18 protein-coding genes are annotated in these 15,645 nt (G+C 64.3%); 16 read left to right on the top strand and 2 right to left on the bottom strand.

Features of this window, described 5'->3' with window-relative positions; all coding sequences use genetic code 11:
- Nucleotides 1-48: 48 nt before the first annotated feature.
- The 10 genes from ACO05N_RS15010 (at nt 49) to ACO05N_RS14965 (ending at nt 6,678) form a co-directional block, all read left to right on the top strand.
- Nucleotides 49-369: a hypothetical protein gene (locus tag ACO05N_RS15010; protein WP_422051107.1), complete on the top strand. Its 321-nt coding sequence runs from the start codon at nt 49-51 to the stop codon at nt 367-369.
- Nucleotides 359-919 carry a type II toxin-antitoxin system VapC family toxin gene (locus ACO05N_RS15005; protein ID WP_241527397.1) on the top strand — a complete coding sequence of 187 codons (561 nt, stop codon included), beginning with the start codon at nt 359-361 and terminating at the stop codon, nt 917-919. The genes ACO05N_RS15010 and ACO05N_RS15005 overlap by 11 nt, the downstream gene beginning before the upstream one ends.
- A gap of 126 nt (nt 920-1,045) precedes the next feature.
- The gene (locus ACO05N_RS15000) at nt 1,046-1,285 is read left to right on the top strand and encodes a type II toxin-antitoxin system Phd/YefM family antitoxin (RefSeq protein ID WP_069321968.1); all 240 of its coding nucleotides are present in this window, start codon (nt 1,046-1,048) and stop codon (nt 1,283-1,285) included.
- Between the two features lie 585 nt (nt 1,286-1,870).
- Complete coding sequence (locus tag ACO05N_RS14995; protein WP_422057855.1) at nt 1,871-3,061, top strand: DUF932 domain-containing protein; 1,191 nt, start codon at nt 1,871-1,873, stop codon at nt 3,059-3,061.
- Nucleotides 3,062-3,139: 78 nt separating this feature from the next.
- Nucleotides 3,140-3,421, top strand: coding sequence for a hypothetical protein (locus ACO05N_RS14990; RefSeq protein WP_069321967.1), 282 nt, complete (start codon nt 3,140-3,142; stop codon nt 3,419-3,421).
- 127 nt (nt 3,422-3,548) lie between these two features.
- A complete protein-coding gene (locus ACO05N_RS14985; RefSeq protein WP_131818690.1) occupies nt 3,549-3,776 on the top strand; it encodes a sigma factor-like helix-turn-helix DNA-binding protein in 228 nt (75 codons plus the stop codon).
- A 769-nt stretch (nt 3,777-4,545) separates the two neighbouring features.
- Nucleotides 4,546-5,010 carry a DUF736 domain-containing protein gene (locus ACO05N_RS14980; RefSeq protein WP_069321931.1) on the top strand — a complete coding sequence of 155 codons (465 nt, stop codon included), beginning with the start codon at nt 4,546-4,548 and terminating at the stop codon, nt 5,008-5,010.
- Nucleotides 5,011-5,084: 74 nt separating this feature from the next.
- Nucleotides 5,085-6,089: a DUF2493 domain-containing protein gene (locus ACO05N_RS14975; RefSeq protein WP_069321930.1), complete on the top strand. Its 1,005-nt coding sequence runs from the start codon at nt 5,085-5,087 to the stop codon at nt 6,087-6,089.
- Nucleotides 6,090-6,102: 13 nt separating this feature from the next.
- Nucleotides 6,103-6,354 (top strand): DUF6117 family protein, encoded by a 252-nt coding sequence (locus ACO05N_RS14970; RefSeq protein WP_069321929.1) that lies wholly within the window; start codon nt 6,103-6,105, stop codon nt 6,352-6,354.
- Nucleotides 6,355-6,432: 78 nt separating this feature from the next.
- Entirely contained in the window at nt 6,433-6,678 is a 246-nt protein-coding gene (locus ACO05N_RS14965; RefSeq protein ID WP_069321928.1) for a FitA-like ribbon-helix-helix domain-containing protein, read from the top strand.
- Between the two features lie 34 nt (nt 6,679-6,712).
- Here ACO05N_RS14965 and ACO05N_RS14960 read toward each other — a convergent pair whose 3' ends face one another.
- The gene (locus ACO05N_RS14960) at nt 6,713-7,180 is read right to left on the bottom strand and encodes an SRPBCC domain-containing protein (RefSeq protein ID WP_069321927.1); all 468 of its coding nucleotides are present in this window, start codon (nt 7,178-7,180) and stop codon (nt 6,713-6,715) included.
- A gap of 457 nt (nt 7,181-7,637) precedes the next feature.
- On the opposite strand from ACO05N_RS14960, the gene ACO05N_RS14955 reads away from it, so the two are divergent.
- Nucleotides 7,638-8,615, top strand: coding sequence for a DUF2493 domain-containing protein (locus ACO05N_RS14955; protein ID WP_069321965.1), 978 nt, complete (start codon nt 7,638-7,640; stop codon nt 8,613-8,615).
- 190 nt (nt 8,616-8,805) lie between these two features.
- Here the strand turns inward: ACO05N_RS14955 and ACO05N_RS14950 are convergent, their stop codons facing one another.
- Nucleotides 8,806-9,045 (bottom strand): hypothetical protein, encoded by a 240-nt coding sequence (locus ACO05N_RS14950; RefSeq protein WP_069321926.1) that lies wholly within the window; start codon nt 9,043-9,045, stop codon nt 8,806-8,808.
- 518 nt (nt 9,046-9,563) lie between these two features.
- On the opposite strand from ACO05N_RS14950, the gene ACO05N_RS14945 reads away from it, so the two are divergent.
- The 5 genes from ACO05N_RS14945 to ACO05N_RS14925 are packed head-to-tail and all read left to right on the top strand — an operon-like array spanning nt 9,564 to nt 15,582.
- Complete coding sequence (locus ACO05N_RS14945) at nt 9,564-9,860, top strand: hypothetical protein (protein ID WP_069321925.1); 297 nt, start codon at nt 9,564-9,566, stop codon at nt 9,858-9,860.
- Nucleotides 9,857-11,896, top strand: coding sequence for a type IV secretion system DNA-binding domain-containing protein (locus tag ACO05N_RS14940; protein WP_422057854.1), 2,040 nt, complete (start codon nt 9,857-9,859; stop codon nt 11,894-11,896). The genes ACO05N_RS14945 and ACO05N_RS14940 overlap by 4 nt, the downstream gene beginning before the upstream one ends.
- Entirely contained in the window at nt 11,893-14,844 is a 2,952-nt protein-coding gene (gene mobF / locus ACO05N_RS14935) for a MobF family relaxase (RefSeq protein ID WP_422057853.1), read from the top strand. The genes ACO05N_RS14940 and mobF overlap by 4 nt, the downstream gene beginning before the upstream one ends.
- On the top strand, nt 14,834-15,382 hold the full coding sequence (locus ACO05N_RS14930; protein ID WP_422057852.1) for a lytic transglycosylase domain-containing protein: 549 nt from the start codon (nt 14,834-14,836) through the stop codon (nt 15,380-15,382). Before mobF ends, ACO05N_RS14930 begins: the two co-directional genes overlap by 11 nt.
- Nucleotides 15,379-15,582, top strand: a complete 204-nt coding sequence (locus ACO05N_RS14925) for a helix-turn-helix domain-containing protein (RefSeq protein WP_069321922.1) — start codon at nt 15,379-15,381, stop codon at nt 15,580-15,582. Before ACO05N_RS14930 ends, ACO05N_RS14925 begins: the two co-directional genes overlap by 4 nt.
- The last annotated feature ends 63 nt before the right edge of the window (nt 15,583-15,645 follow it).

The raw sequence follows: 15,645 nt of genomic DNA, 5'->3' as shown, positions 1-15,645 counted from the left end.
CTTGTCTGTGTGACAGACCTGGTTATATTGCACACAAAGGAGTCGAATATGGCAGCCCATGCAGCACCCCCCGCAACGGCCCGCAAAGCGTCCAAGGGTCACCCGGCGGCAAGTGGCCACATTTCGAGCGCGTCGGTCATTATGGAAGACGCGCGAAGGGCCGGGCTGCTCGATGGAGATTCGACGGAGCATGTGAGCTTCCGGGCCCCCAAGGCGTTGCTCGAAGCGGCAAAGCGGGAAAGCGGTGCGACCAGGCCAACCGAGCTTGGCCTGCTTGCCCTGGCTATGCTGGCCCAGCCAGATCCGGCGGCGAGCTTCCTGAAGAAGACTCGCGGTAAGCTCGGGGCGGATCATCAGCTTGACTATTGATCTGCGATCGCATCTGCGGCGCATTAAGTCAGAGAAGACGATCCGGCAGTTCTCGCGGCGGCCAGAAGATGAGCTTGTCGCCGCTGCCGACCTTGCTGGTGAAGGCCGTGCGGCGATCATGGCCGATACCAATGTCTATATCCGCTCCGCGGCGGGCACCTTGCCCGCTGCGGCCGAGGCTCTTGTTGAAAGGGGCCTGTTGTTTCACTGCACAGTCTGCGTCGCGGAACTGAGCACCGGCGTAGCAAATGCCGACCCTGAGCATTCTGGATGGAAGACCCTCCGGGATCACTATGCAGGCCTAATCGCCAGTATCCCGGCCACGCGGCTGCTGACGCCCGACCCGGAGATATGGGTCGAAGCTGGACTCATCGCCGGCACGCTAGCGCGGATCCAAAATTACCAGCGGCACCAGCGCAAGGAAGCGTTGAACGATGCGCTCATTTTTCTCACCGCTGCCAAAGCGGGGCTGCCGGTGCTCACTTCGAACCGCGACGAATTCGATCTTATCCAGCAACTCGCTCCCGGCGGCCGGTTCATCCATTTCTAGCACTCATTGTCGCATGCGACTATTCGTTCGCGCTGCCGCATAGAGCACACCCCGCTCACCTGTGGCTCGACTTGAACCATCATTTGGATCAAACTAAATCACATATTGGAGTTCGGGGATGAACGCGTGCAAGTGCCGCTCAGCGATGCCGAGAGCCAGCTAACCGAACTCGTTCGCCGTACCGAGGCGGGTGACGACGTCATCCTCACGCGTCACGGGCAGGCGGTGGTGCAGCTGGTACCGGTTAGCAAGGCCAGGAGCGAAATGGCTCGCCGGGACTTGATTGAAGCGGTTCGTCGGTCGGGTGGGGCAAAGGCGATACCGGGGCCTGACGCCGCCCACAGTCAGGACTTTCTCTATGGCTAGTCATCACTAATGCGCAATCACCCGGCACAAAACGCAGCCAGAAAGAACGGTCGCTTCATTCAGCGCGGGCCGATCCTTGTAAAGCCGGCGGGAGACTCCAAGGTCACCGCAGGAGCCGCCGATGCGGCACTTGAGGCGGTTCGTGAACGTGACGATGAAGGCTGCCGCAGCTCGAAAGCACGGAGCGCTTAAGCTGCGCTACGATGCGTGTGTCGCGCCCACGGAGCCGCTTGCCCCTTCGGAAACACTATCGTTGCGCGAACGCTGTCCGGGCTGAACCGCTTGCCGGCGGAGAACCTGCTTTGTTGCTCAATTCCAGCGCTCGCCGGTGGGTCGCCTGACACAGTCCGGCGGACGACGGCGTTTCCGCTGTCCCTCATCCAGCAGCCATCCAGACCTGTTTCACATCCGGTCACATCGTGATCGAGACGTCGGCAGCACGCTATAGAATGCCTCAGGATGCGTTTCTCGGTGGAACGATCGCCGCCGCCCCCACCATATGTTCGCCGCGACGACCAGAGGGGAGGGGGAAGGAAGGATGCGAGGTCCGGCGTGTGGATCTCATGACATTCAGGAGATCCTTCCATGAACATGCTCGCTCCCGTCGGCCACCCCGCCTCAGCGCCGTACAAGGTCGATATCAGCCGTGGCCACAATGTGAGCCGCGTTTCGTCTGAATGGTTCTCGCGGCCCGATGACGAGCGTTTCCTCTCGCTCGACAGCTTGTACGACCGCGTTCGCGCCCGTGCGGAAAGCGCCACCACGCGCATTGTCGAAAGCCGGGCAGTGCGGGTCGAGGCGCGCAGCGACGACCCCGAGCGGCTGACGCTCCATGTTCCCGACCGGGGCGAACCGGTCGCGCCGACCAACTGGTCGTTCGGCCAGCTCTGCAGCCTCGTCGGCGCGCCGGCTTCCTATCTCCGAACGCTCCCTGCCGCGCTCGCCGGCATCAACATGCAGCATGGTCTCATCGCGCATCGCGGCGAGCAGGTGAAGCTGCTCGAGACGAGCGATGGCCGGGCCGAGCTGCGGGCGGTGACTGGGCCCGACTATGGCCGCATCTGGGACCATGAGCTCGTCGCGGCGGTGATGCGCATTGCCGGCAATGGAACGGGCGACACGCGCTGGAAGGTGCCCGGCGTGCTCGACTGGAGCACGATGCACTATAACCCGCATGTCGATGTCTCGCGCGACACCACCACCCTCTATGCATCCGACCGCGACGTGTTTCTGTTCCTCGTCGACGACACGCACCCGATCGAGGCCGGCAAGCTGCCGAATGGCGACCCGGATCTCTACTTCCGCGGTTTCTACTCTTGGAATTCGGAGGTGGGCTCCAAGACGCTTGGCATCGCTACCTTCTATCTCCGCGCGGTCTGCATGAACCGAAATCTGTGGGGCGTCGAGAATTTCGAGGAAATCAACATTCGTCACTCGAAGTTCGCGGCGAACCGCTTCGCCCATCAGGCCGAGCCGGCGCTGGCCCAGTTCGCGGACTCCTCGCCGGCGCGGTTCATCAGCGGGATCAAGACCGCCCGCGAACGCATCGTCGCTCGTACCGACGAGGACCGTTCAGTCTTTTTGCGCAATCGCGGCTTCTCCAAATCAGATGCCGGCAAGGTGATTGCCACAGTGCTGGCCGAGGAGGGTCATCCGCCGGAATCGCTCTACGACTTCGTTCAGGGCATCACGGCCATTGCCCGCGGTAAAGCACATCAAGATGACCGGCTCGATCTTGAAGGCAAGGCCCGCAAGCTGCTCGAGCGCGCCAACTGACGCCTTCGGGCGTGGTGGCTGGCGGCGCGGCACGGCTGAGCTGCCATTATTTCGGGTGCCTGGATCATGGAGAGCGACATGCAGGTCGGCCATTACGTCGTGCTGGGCACCATGCATGTCCGTTGCGCCACGGCTGAGCAACTGAGCGAGTGGGCAGGGTGGCCGGCGGTTGATCAGCCGCTGGCGGTTTCCATAACGCCTTGCGGCTGGTTCCTGCCGACCCGGGTGCCTGGGCGGGGCGACCCGCTGCCGGCCGAGCTTCATGCGATTCTCGCTTTCGGCCGGCGGCACGGCTGCGCCTATGTGCTGCTCGACTGCGACGGACCGCAATCCAGCGCACTTCCGGTCTTTCCGTGGTGACGGCGTCAGCTGGCGGAATGGTGCCGGCAGTCGGCTGATCCGTGCGGCGGTGACCCAGTAATGCCTCGGGCGAGCGCATTGAGTCGAGCCTGGCGCGGCAATCTGCCCCTCCCTTGTGGATAGTGTGATGAACCGTGATGACATTGCGGCGCGCTACCGCGCCGCGTTCCAGGCGTTGCCCGCCCGTACCAGGACGGTGTTCTGGCTTCATTGCATGCTCGGCCGGAAAATCTCTGTCGTGGCGCAGGAATTGACCATCCCTACTGTAGAGGTCGAGGACCACCTGGCTGCGGCCCTGGTGGCGATCGGTAGCGCACTGGACGCTCAGGCTGTTGATGCGCCTGTTGGAGAATAGGGACATGCCCACGTCGTACTTCTCGCCCTTGCGAGCGCGCCTTGCATCTTTCGAGCACGCTTATGCTGTCGCCACACGGCTGCGTCTCGCGACTGGCAAGGACCAGTTTGTTCTTCGGACCGGCGATCCGATACAGCCGGTGCGCGTCTCCGATACGTCACCGATGACGTCAGATGAGCTGATCGCGCGGGTGTTGTGATGGCGGCGCGTGGTGCGGACGGGCTGGACCTTGCGGACTGAGGCGCCGGCGTCGACTCGGCGGTGCTGATCTCGAAATCCTTCGCGAGCTGCTCCAGCGCCTGTTGGTTCCAAGCCACGCCATGCCGTCCTGTCTCAGGTGCGCGCTGGCACTCCGCTCGCGCTTGCGCGTGAGACCGCCGACGGCCCAGATCGCCGCTGCGTCCATCGGGCGGTTATATCGCGCTAAACCGCTCTGCCCGGTTTGGTGCGGGGTGGAGGAAAGGCGGGAAAAAGTGGCGTACCGCCGGGTCGTGCGGCACGGGACCTTTCGTGTTCGCACGCCGGATCTGGTGAAAAGCTGCAGCAGGACGCGCCTGAACGGGAAGGAGGGCGTGCCCCACCATCCGCCGCCGCGCCCCTGGGCGCGGCCGCCCCGGCTTTCACTCGGCGGTACATCGGGCGCGTGGAAGCGTCGCGCTGCAGCCATCGGCGTCGCGGCGCGGGCGAGGGCAGGCAGCAGAGGAGAGAGGAATCTTTGCGGGTGTCGCTTCGGATTGGCCGAGGTGGCGAACGTCAAAGGAACTGAGTCATGAACATCGGTGAGTTCAAGCAGAGCAATGGCCGTTTGATGGGTTCAATCGCGACCCGGACGATCGACCTGCCGCGTCTGGGGCTGCGCCCCGTCGAAAGCAGCAACGAGCGGGCCCCGGTTTTTGAGATCCTCGCGCTCAATGTCGGCAATCGCTGGGTGCAGGTCGGGGCACTGTGGCAGGCGGTGGCGAAGCACACCACTGGCGAGGTCTTCTTTCAGGGCACGATCGACGATCCGAGCCTCTCCGAACCGCTGCCGGTCGCGCTCTTCGGCACGGACGAGGAAGGCTATCGCGTCGCTTGGCGGCGGCCGCAGCGACGTGACGATTTCGGGACGTCGGTCCGGGGCAGCCGGGCAGACGACGCGCCGGATGGCCAGGGCGGGTTCGGCGAAAGCACCGCTGGCGGCGATGGCGGGCTGATGGACGCGGGCCCGGATCTCGACGACCACGTGCCCTATTGAACTGGGCTTGCCGGGCCGGGGGCGCTTGCCGTCCCCGGCCCATTTTTCGTCCATCGCGTTCGAGGAGCAGGATCATGTCCCGCCAGACCAGCAGCGTCGGCCGCTTCGCCGATTTGAAAGCGCTTTACGCCGAAGCCATCGCCACCCCCGAATTCCAGGCCGCCTTTGGCGAGCCCTTGCCCTTGTCGATCGTCGAGCCGGGCGAGGCGCCTGGCGAGCATGAAATGCCCGAGCCGATCGCCGCCCAGGCTGATTGTGCCGGGATCGTCGCGACGATCTTCGACCTGTTCACCGGCACGCGGCTGGAGCCGCTCGCCGCCGAGATCGCTTGGGGGTTCGTCAACTCCTTCCACTTCGTCGCGGGCAAGCTCGAGCGCCGTGAAGACGTGGTCGCGCAGGAACTTGGCGAGCTGGCGCGCGCGCCCGATCTCAGCGAAATCTACACACTCGAGGTCGAGGAGAAGCAGCTGCTCTGTCAGTCGTTCGCCGAGCAGCGCGAGGCGATCGAGTGCATGCGTGACTATGCCGCTGAAATGTACCGCGCCTGTTCCGGCTGGCCCTGGTCGCCGGCGCGGGGCACGCGAGCGTCCTCGGCCTCGTCGGCGAGCCAGATCGCAGCGCAGGATTTCCTGCGCGCCCGTGCCCTGGCCCAGCGCGAGCGGCACTTGCCGCAGGCTCCCATCGTGGTCGTGTCGGGACCGGCGCAATGGCATGACTGGGAGGCGATCTGGGCGCGGCTCGACCAGATCAAGGCACGGGTGCCGCATATGACGCTGGTCACCACAGGGCAGCGCAAGGGAGTCGATGCGATTGCCGCCGCCTGGGCGGCGAGGCCGGGCACCCATGTGCCGGTGGTCGCCTATGGGCTCTATGGGACGGGCAAGAAGGTCGCATTCACGCGTAACCGCAAGCTCGCCGAGCTCAAGCCGGTCGAGGCGCTGTTGTGCGAAGGATCGGGCCTGCAGGCCAATCTTTACCAGCTGCTGCGCCAGGTCGGCGTACCGATCCACGCCTTCAAGAAGGCCGATCAGGCGCAAGCGCCCGCAGCTGTGCTGCCGCGCTCGCGCAACGCGGCCTGATGGGAGACATGAGATGGCGATTCCCGAAGCCTATATCCGCAACTTCCGGACCATGATGCGTGCCGCCGCGAATGGCGACCTGTCGCTGATGGAGTGCACCGATGCCGCTACCGGCGTGCCGCGCTATGTGCTGTGCGCCGTGTCGCTGCAGGGCAATGATTATGTGATGACCCCGTTCGGGCATCTCCACGACGGCAACCCGTATGAGGCCTATGTGCCACCGGGCGGATCGCGGCTGGAGGCGCCGGCGCTGCCGGGCGGGTGATATGATCGGACGAGAAGCGCCGACTTGCCTGACGTGCAGCAATGAGCGACAGGATGGGCGGGCCCAAGGTCGGATTGTATGGCGAGCATCACCATCCGCGAAATCGATGACGCGCTAAAATCCCGTCTGCATCTCCAGGCCGCTCGGCACGGACGCTCGATGGAAGACGAAGCGCGCGATATTCTTCGTTCGGCGCTGTCGTCGGGATCAGGTCAAGGATCTCATCTTGTGGATCGGATTCGGGCGCGGGTCACGCGCATTGCCGGTGTCGATCTCGAGGAAGTTCCGCGCCAGCCGATTCGGGGACCCGTCGATTTATCGTGATTGTGCTCGACGCCAGCGGCGTCGGAACAGCTGACTATTCGGTGAGGAGCGCCAGTTTGCGCAGCGAGCTCGCCATGCCCGCCTCGTGATCGGCCTGCTCGATCCCCGGCGGGACATGGTCGGCAACCATCGTCACCCTGGTGCCATCCGCGACAGGGGCGAAGGTGGTGGTGAGGCGCATCTCACGGTCGAAGGCGGGATCGTCGCTGCGGAACTTGACAAGCTCGACGATTCGCTCCTCGGCAACCAGTTCGGCGAACCGGACTTCAACCGAATCGCTGTCGGGCGCGGTCTTGCCTCGGCCCGGCTCGGGGTAGCGCAGCACCATGCGATAACCGCCACCAGCACGCGGATCGAAGGCCGAGAGCGTCGCGCTCATGCCTTGCGGTGCCCGCCAGGAGGCGAGCATTTCGGGATCGATGAACGCCCGGAACAGGTTCCGCGGCGAGGCGAGGATCACGCGCGAGGCGCTATGCGCCTGCGCTTCGACTTCGATGGTCACGCAAACACCCCTGTTACGCGTGCGGCGGTCTGGCCGTCCCCTTCAGCTTCTGAGAGAACATCGCCTTCGCGGCAATGTGATTCGCGGGGGAGGGCAACGGTTCGTCGCAACAGGCTTCTCGCGCGAGCGAGGAGCCTGTTGTTATGTGGTCGAGAAGCAGGCGCGTGCGTCGCCTGGAACGATGGGCTGACGGGGGCATCGAGCCCCCGCCAGCCCAGCCTCTTCTCTTCTCTCAAGTCTTCTAAGGGTGGCACGGGGACGCGGCGGCCTCAAGGACGGCGGGGCCCCACCATTTTCCCTGGCGGATCGGGCGGCTGGACAGAGACCGCGAGCAATGTAGCCGCCAGAGAAAATCGTGACCCCCACCGCCGCTGCGCGGTCGGGCTGCGCCCGATCCTTGACCCCGCCGCTCGGCGCCCGTGCCGGGAAAATGACCTCTTATGAAAAGGAGGTTCAAATGACCAAGCTTGCACGATCCATCCGCTCTTTCACGGAGATTGCCGACCTTATCATCGCCGAGACAGCAGCGCCCAGCGACGGCTTCGCGACAGCCTTCACAGAAACCATCGACGGGTTCCGGATCGATGCCGGAACCGACGTGACTGATGCCGGTATGCCCGACGCGCGAGAGGTTGAACTGGCGACCGAGATGCTGGTCCGCACGCTGTTCGACGTGCTGCGCGACTCGCGGCTGGAAAGCCTTGCCGACCGGTTCGCCTGGGGGATCGTCCACAGCTTCCACCGGGTGTCCGGACAGCTCGACGGTGAGGCCGACAAGGCGGCCACCCGGATCAAGGCGCTGATCCGCGATGCCGATGGTAGCGAGGTGATGATGGCCGAGCTCGAGGAAGCGCAATTGCACTGTCAATCGCTCGACGAGGCCCGTGACGCGGCGGCCTGCATGCGGGATCATGCCGCGGCGACCTACCATGCCGAAACCGGACGCCCCTGGTCTTCGCCACGGGGGTCGCTGGTATCGAGCAAGCGTACCGCCTCGGTGGTGGCGGCAGCTGACTTCCTGGCCGCGCGACGCCAACGCAAAAACGAGGCACACGCTCCGCAAGGGCCGGTGGTGATCTTCTCTGGCGGACAGGCCTGGGAGGATTGCGGCCAACTCATCGACGCCCTGGATCAGGTGAGGGCGCGCATCCCGTCGATGGTCCTTGCGACGACCGCGCAGGACAAGGGCTGCGATGCGATTGCTGCGGCCTGGGCTGCACGGACGGGGACGCCGCTGATCGCGTTCACGCTCAACCGCAAGCTTGGACAACGAGCCGGGTTCGCGCGCAACGAACAGCTGCTGGCACTCAAGCCAGTGGAAGCGCTGGTCTGCGAGGGGTCGGGGTTGCAGTCGCATTTGGCGCGACTGGTGCGGGCCGCAGGGGTTCCGGCGCGATTCTTCCGGCTGGCGGGGCAGCGGCGCCACGCAGGATGATGGCGGGGACCGGTTCGGGATTTTCCGGACCGGTCCCCCATTTTTTGTGAGCGGTGGAGGTCGCTTCGCTCAGGGACCCCTGGCGGGGTCCGTCGCGGAGCGATGCTGCATCCCCTGTCGGGGATGCAGGCCTCCTGCGCGCGGCTCCGCCGTGCTCGTCGCAGGGACGCCCCTTCGGGGCGGCGAACGTTCAAATAGGCGCTGCGGGCAGCGCCTTAAGGGCGGCGATGGCGGGGCTGCCGCCAGCACGAATCGCATGGGTGAGGAGGTCGCGAAACTCCTTCTCGCTGATCCGTTCGACGGGGATGTCCGTAAGCATTGCGCCATAGCGGGCGCGAAGGCTTCGGCGCACTGACTCGGCCTCCTCGGACAGCGCGCGCTGGCGCTTGTCGAGTTCGGCCAGCTTTTCGCGGTCGGTCAGTTTGGGCATTGCGATCTCCTTCTGGATCGTCTGCCCGCCAGCGTCAGTCTCGCATCGCCTGGTGGAGTCTGCAATGGGCGCGATAGAAGGCCGGCTGTCGCCGGCGTCCCCTAAAAGAATCCCCTTGCGGGGAGCCCCGCGCCTTCCGGCACGAGGCTGCGCAGCGCAGCAAGGCGCTGCGAAGGCAGGACGCACGCCGCAAGGCGTTTGTAATGCACCGTACGCACGGGTGCTGCGCAATATTTCGCAGTCATTGCAGCTCGTTATCGGAGACTACATGTCATCGGTTATGAAGTGAAAAGCGACTACACATCGTCTGCTCTCCAGCTCGTCCTGCGTAAACAGTTCTCGGGAAGGGATATTTGACCGACGACACGTCGTCGGCGCGAGCGCGCCTCGCACAGACCACGCCGTCTGTGTGCGTTGTATGCGCCGAACCGGCACTTCAGCGCCCCGACCCGTGCACCGCCATCGACGGGCGGCTAATACGGTCTTCGCCATGGCGGGCAGCTGAGACGGAGAGTTGCATGCCCGTGGTCTCGATCCGAATGGATGACGAGCTTTATCGACGGCTGAGGCTGCGCGCATATGGCGGCAATCTCAGCTTGTCCAAGTTTCTGCAACCGGTTCTCGAAGAAGCCGCTACCCCGGGCGGCAGATATCCGTTCACTGCGAACGACGAGATCCTCGGAATTGCCATCCAGATCTTCGCGCTGCTCTCCGAGGTCGCGCTCCACCAGTCGCCAGACCTCTGCAACAAGGCGCTCGATCGAGCCCGTGTGTTGCTGGCTGAGCGCGGCCTGCTTGATGAGATCGGCCGATGAGCATCTTCCGCAACGATACGCTCGGTTCCTGGACGAGGGGCGGGCAGGCGATCGTCCACAATGTCCGCATGACCACTCAGGTCTTCTATCAGACGATGCTGGCCGGGCTGGTTATCTGGGTGATTGGCACCGGCTGGTATGCGTTCGAGCAATCGTCGCCCTATGAGCGGTTCGTCCTCGCCAAGCTTGGCCAGGCCGCGGTGATGGGGGACGCGGTACCAGGCAACGCCACGCCGATCTTGTTCGAGACCCCGACCGGCCAACGCTACTGGACCAACCCGGAACTGTTGCTCAAATCGAGCCTTGCTCGCACGACGCTGCGGCGGTTCGAAAGAAACCTCCTGCGCGGCGCGCTGATCGCGGGCCTGTTCACCCTCGCGATGCTTGCCTGGGCTTGGTTCTACTTTACTCAGATGGGTCGCGGGCTCGGGTCCAACCAGTTCCTCCGAGGCGCCCGGTTCGGCAGCGCGCGGCAGGTTAGGCGGGCGCTTTGGCGGCATGCGCGCGGCAGCTTCGCGATCGGTGGCGTGGCAGTGCCCGAGAGCTTCGAGCCGGAACATATCCTGATCTGCGGCGCCCCCGGAACGGGCAAGACCAACATCATCGTCAAGATGCTGGCCGGCATCCGCGAGAAGCGCCGTCGAGCGATCGTCTATGACACCGCCGGGACCTTCGTCGAAAAATTCTACCGCCCCGGGATCGACGTGATGCTTAACCCGCTCGACGTGCGGTCCGACCGCTGGAGCCCCTGGGTCGATGTCCCCCGGGAATATCACTACGACCAGATCGCGGAATCGACGATCCCGGACAAGTCGGGAGACCCGTTCTGGGCGAAGTCTGCCCGCGGCACCTTGGTCGCGGTGCTGCGCAAGCTCGCTCGGCAGGAACGCATGCTGGTATCGCAGCTGCTCGACACACTGGTGCGTTCAAAGCTCAAGGACCTCGCCGCTTTTGCGCAGGGGACAGAGGCTGCTGCGTTCATCAGCATGGAAGGGGAGCGGACCTCGGCCGGCATCCAGGCTGAACTGGCTTCGGTGATGCGCAGCTTCTCTTATCTGGACGACACCAAGGACGGGTTCTCGATCCGCGACTGGGTCGCGAATGAGAAGGACGACAGCTGGCTGTTCGTGACCGTGAAGGCCGACCAGCTGCCCTCCCTGCGGCCGCTGATCACCGTCTGGCTCGATATCGCGATCAGTGCGATCATGAGCCTCTCTGCCGACCGCAACCGGCGTCTCTATTGCGTGATCGACGAGCTGCCGAGCTTGCAGAAGCTGCCGTCGCTCTCGGACTTTCTCGCCCGCGCCCGCAAATATGGTGGCTGTGGTATTCTCGGCTTCCAGAGCTATCCCCAGCTTGAAGCCACCTACGGCATTCAGGATGCCGCGGCAATCACCGGCTATTGCTCCACCTGGGTGGCGCTGCGCGCGAACGACACGCCGACCGCCAAGCATGTCAGCGAGAATCTGGGCCAGGTCGAGCAGATCGAAGCCAATGAGGGCATGTCCTATGGCGTGAACGACATGCGCGACGGGGTGAACCTGTCGCGGATGCAGGTGACGCGGCCGCTCGTGCTCCACACCGAGGTCACCAACCTCCCTAATCTCACCGGCTACCTCCGGTTCGGGCGCAATCTCCCGGTGGTCCGGTTCCAGGATATCTATCATGCCATGCCGTCGATTGCGGCGGCGTTTCAGGAGCGGACCGACCCGCCGCATCGGGTTGATCTGGCAGACGAACGACTCGCTTCCGCTTCAGTCCCGGCTCCATCCGGCAAATCCCGGCGCCGGGCTCCTCGCCCTCGCAGCGAAAACGTGAGCCCCGAACTTCCGCTGGAATGGGATGCGCCGACCGGGGATACCCCGCCTCAAGGCCCAGCTGAAGACGAGATCACCGAACCCTCTGAGGTGCCTGCCGCAGTGCAAACCGATTCAGCATCGGTGCCGCTGCTCATGCTCCATGGCAATCCCAACGGGTTCCGGCTGCGGCAGCATGGGCGCCAGGACGGCGCGCGTGGCCCGGCGAGGCCGGCATGATCCATCCGCGCCGCCTCAAGGGCACCGCCGCCAATATCGCCCGCTATTATTCGGTTGGGGACTATTACACCAAAGGCGCTGACGAGGGGTCGGCCTGGGGCGGTGCGCTCGCGGCCGATCTCGGGCTCGAGGGAACCGTCGATCCGGCGCTGTTCCAGCAATTGCTGGCTGGCAAGATTGGCGACCAGCAGCTCGGCCGGCACGGCAAGGCTGGCGTGATCGAGCATCATCCCGGCTGGGACTTCGCGGTCAGCGCACCCAAATCAGTGTCGGTCATGGCGCTGGTCATGGGCGACGACCGCATCGCTCAGGCCCACGAACGCGCTGTCAGCACCGCGCTCGGCTATCTTGAAGAGCATGCGATGCTGCGCCACCGGATGGCTGGCGAGATCGTCCATGAGACGACCGGCCGCCTCCTGTTCGCGCGCTTCACCGAGCATGCGTCGCGCGAGCTCGATCCGCATCTCCACACCCATGTGGTCGTGTTGAACATGACCAATTGGGAAGCTGACGCGCCCATGGCGAGCCTCGAAACGCGCGCGATGTACGCCGAGCAGATGACCGCGGGGCAGGTCTACCGCAACGAGCTGGCACACGGACTGCGGGAATTGGGCTATGGCATCGACCGCGATCCGCGGACCGGGCTGTTCGAGATTTCAGGTGTCCCTCAAGACTTGATCACGACGATGTCGCAACGCGCAGAGCAGATCGATGCGCATGCGGCGGAGAACGGCCTTACCGGGCAGGCAGCGCGGCGCATTTCATTTTACGAGACCCGAGGCGCGAAGGAGAAGCTCGGCCACGAATCGCTGCAAGCGCGATGGGCCGCTCGCTCGGCAAATCACCGCGAGGCACTGGATGTCGTTCGCACCGAGGCTTCGAGTCGGGAAGACGAAATGGTGGTGCCACACCGCGCGACTTCAGCTCGGGCGATGCTGTTTGGACTTCGTCAGGCGGAAGGGCGCGAAGCGGTCAGCAATCTTGGGCAGATGCTGCGCCTCGCCCTGTCATCGCACTTAGGAGAGGTCCGTCTTGCGGATATCCGCCCTTTGGCGGACGTTCACCTCGCGCGCCGCAAGCTTCTGGAGACACACGAGCAGACCGGTGACGCCGTGCTCACGCGCGGCCGGACCACGCGACGGGCAGCGCGTCTCGAACTCGCGCTTTCCGAGCATCTCGCCTTGGCCATCGATGACGCCAGGCCATTGGCGTCGCGCGAGCGGCTGCAGGAGGTGAGCGCGGATGCCGGCCTCACGCCGGCTCAGCGAGGCGCGCTGGTCCATCTCGGCTTGTCCAGCGACAGAGTGCTAGGGGTTCATGGGGTGGCAGGGGCGGGGAAGTCCACGCTGATCCGAGCGCTCCGCGAAGCGGCCGGTGAAGATACCGAATTGATCGCGCTGGCTCCGACCTCTTCTGCATCCGCCAATCTCGGCGCCACCGCGGGTATCCCATCACGCACCGTCGCAAGCCTTCTCGCGACCGGCGGACGAGGCATCGACGATCGCCACGTACTCGTGCTCGACGAGGCCGGACAGCTCGGCAATCGCCAAGCGCAGCGCATGCTGGAGATCAGCCGGATGACGGGCGCGCGTCTGGTCCTGCTCGGCGACAACAAGCAGACCGGCGCGATCGAGCAAGGCAAGCCATTCTGGCTGATGCAAGAGCTTGGGCTTTCGAAGGCAACACTCACCGAGTCAGTTCGTCAGGAAACGCGAGCGATGAAGGCGGCGGTGACCCAGGCGCGGGCCGGCGAATATGCCGCCTCGCTTGCCAGCCTGGATCGTGTCGTCAGTGGCAGCACCGCGGGTGACCTCGCCAAGGCGCTGGTTCACGAATGGACGCGGCTCAAACCCGAAAATCGGGCCAATACCAACATCCTTGTTCTCGAGAACGCGACTCGCCTGATCGTGAACGTTGAAGTGCGTAAGGCGCTAAAGGCGGAGGGTGCGGTCGCCGCGGAAGACAGCCGACTCGAGGTGCTGACGCCGGCGGGCATGACCGCGCAGGAGAAGTATTTCGCGCGCTTCTACTCCGGCGGCCAAGTAATTACTTTTTCCCGTGACAATGCCGGTCTCGGACTCACCCGAGATGCCGAATATCGTGTGCTCGGGATTGGAAAAGGACCCGGCGGGCGGCAGCTTGTCCAGCTCATCGACGAGCGTGGTCGGACAATCCGTTGGGATCCGCGGCTCGGGCGAGCGTCGCAGGTCAATGTCTTCCGGACCGAGCAGCGCGATCTTTCACAAGGCGATCGCATTCAGTGGCGTCTGGTAAGTCACGAGCTCGGCGTCAGGAATGCCGAGCGGGGGACGGTCGAGGCACTGCGCGGCCCCGTCGCGACGATCCGCTGGGACAGCGACGGAAGGGTCCAGCAAGTCGATCTCAGCCAGCACAAAAGCTGGGATCATGGCTATGCGGAGACCGTCTACTCGGCTCAATCCAAGACCTACGATCGCGTCTACGTGCTCGCGCCTGTTAACTCGCCGCTGGTGACCGGACAGAACTACTACACTGCGATCACGCGCGCCCGGTTCGGCGTCAAGCTGTGGACCGAGGACGAGAAGCGCCTCGTCGACAAACTGGAGCGGCGAACCGGCGAGAAGACCTCGGCGCTCGAAGGCTTGGGTCGCCTCGATCGCAGTTCGGTGCGTCAGCGCGAAGCACACCATGGTGACCGCTGGAACCGAATTCGCAGCGAGGACCGGGCGGCCCGCAAGGCCCGGAAGGCGGAGCTCGCAGCGATCCGCGAGGCCGAAGAGCGCGGAGACCAGTCGCTTGCCACGGTATTGGCAGGTCGAGCGGCAACTGTGGTCGGCGCTCTGGACCGATGGCTGACCTCACTCGCGGAACGGTCGCGGCTCGCTGGTCATCGCGAAGGCCAACAGTCCGCTCAACCTCATTCGGCCAACCCTGAACGAACGAACGGAGTTGGTGATCATGATCGCTAGGTTTCGCACCCTCGGCGCTGTGGCTGCCCTCGTAACGAGTACGGCTGCTGGCGCTGAGAAAAGCCAAATGTCCAAACATCGTGCGGCGCAAGAGCAATTGATCGGCCAGTGCATCAAAGCAGCGTCTGGTCATCATGGCTGGCTCGAGAAAACCCTGTGGGGACTACGTGATCAGGAAGGCGGCTGGATCGGGGCGAAAATCGCGAACCGTGACGGCAGTCACGACCTGGGACCCTTGCAAATCAACAGCTGGTGGATCTCGAAGTTCGCCGCCGCAACAGGGAAGCCGGCGCCGAGCATCCGTTGGTGGTTAACTCACGACGCCTGTTTCAATGTCAGTGCGGCACGTTGGATATTTCTGTCGGGCCTCGCCCTGACGAGCGACTATTGGAAGGCCGTCGGAACCTATCATAGCCCAACGGCCTGGCGGCAGCGGCGTTACGCCCTGAGCGTCGCTGCCAGACTCCGCAAACGATTCGGGCTGGATGTTTTCAAGCCTCGGCAAACGATACGAATCAAAGAAAGGACTGAGCTGTGAGGGCGCGGATCGTCGATGCCAGAGTAGAGCCGCTAGCCGTGCGGATCCCCCAAGCGGCCCAGATGCTCGGGATTGGAAAGTCAAAGCTCTACCAGTTCATCGCGGCCGGCGAGATCGAGACGGTTAAGGTTGGGCGCTCGACGCTTGTCCCGACCGATAGCTTGAAAGCATTCATTTCGAGCCGCCGGCGATCCACATAGCTGGTCAATGTGCTGAGGTGGGCTCTCCAGGTCCACGTTCAGCCGAGCGACTGACTATTCTCT

Origin of the sequence: Sphingomonas sp., assembly GCF_965227385.1 — a bacterium.
Lineage (GTDB): Bacteria > Pseudomonadota > Alphaproteobacteria > Sphingomonadales > Sphingomonadaceae > Sphingomonas.
Note: the sequence above shows the minus strand (reverse complement) of the source record. Positions and strands in the feature narration are given on the sequence as shown.

Coding starts and splice junctions, on each gene's coding strand:
- ACO05N_RS14945 (WP_069321925.1), top strand. CDS start 9,564: ATGCCCGTGGTCTCGATCCGAATGGATGACGAGCTTTATCGACGGCTG.
- ACO05N_RS14985 (WP_131818690.1), top strand. CDS start 3,549: ATGAACCGTGATGACATTGCGGCGCGCTACCGCGCCGCGTTCCAGGCG.
- ACO05N_RS14980 (WP_069321931.1), top strand. CDS start 4,546: ATGAACATCGGTGAGTTCAAGCAGAGCAATGGCCGTTTGATGGGTTCA.
- ACO05N_RS14930 (WP_422057852.1), top strand. CDS start 14,834: ATGATCGCTAGGTTTCGCACCCTCGGCGCTGTGGCTGCCCTCGTAACG.
- ACO05N_RS14970 (WP_069321929.1), top strand. CDS start 6,103: ATGGCGATTCCCGAAGCCTATATCCGCAACTTCCGGACCATGATGCGT.
- ACO05N_RS14990 (WP_069321967.1), top strand. CDS start 3,140: ATGCAGGTCGGCCATTACGTCGTGCTGGGCACCATGCATGTCCGTTGC.
- ACO05N_RS14975 (WP_069321930.1), top strand. CDS start 5,085: ATGTCCCGCCAGACCAGCAGCGTCGGCCGCTTCGCCGATTTGAAAGCG.
- ACO05N_RS14965 (WP_069321928.1), top strand. CDS start 6,433: ATGGCGAGCATCACCATCCGCGAAATCGATGACGCGCTAAAATCCCGT.
- ACO05N_RS15010 (WP_422051107.1), top strand. CDS start 49: ATGGCAGCCCATGCAGCACCCCCCGCAACGGCCCGCAAAGCGTCCAAG.
- ACO05N_RS14940 (WP_422057854.1), top strand. CDS start 9,857: ATGAGCATCTTCCGCAACGATACGCTCGGTTCCTGGACGAGGGGCGGG.
- mobF (WP_422057853.1), top strand. CDS start 11,893: ATGATCCATCCGCGCCGCCTCAAGGGCACCGCCGCCAATATCGCCCGC.
- ACO05N_RS14955 (WP_069321965.1), top strand. CDS start 7,638: ATGACCAAGCTTGCACGATCCATCCGCTCTTTCACGGAGATTGCCGAC.
- ACO05N_RS14995 (WP_422057855.1), top strand. CDS start 1,871: ATGAACATGCTCGCTCCCGTCGGCCACCCCGCCTCAGCGCCGTACAAG.
- ACO05N_RS14950 (WP_069321926.1), bottom strand. CDS start 9,045: ATGCCCAAACTGACCGACCGCGAAAAGCTGGCCGAACTCGACAAGCGC.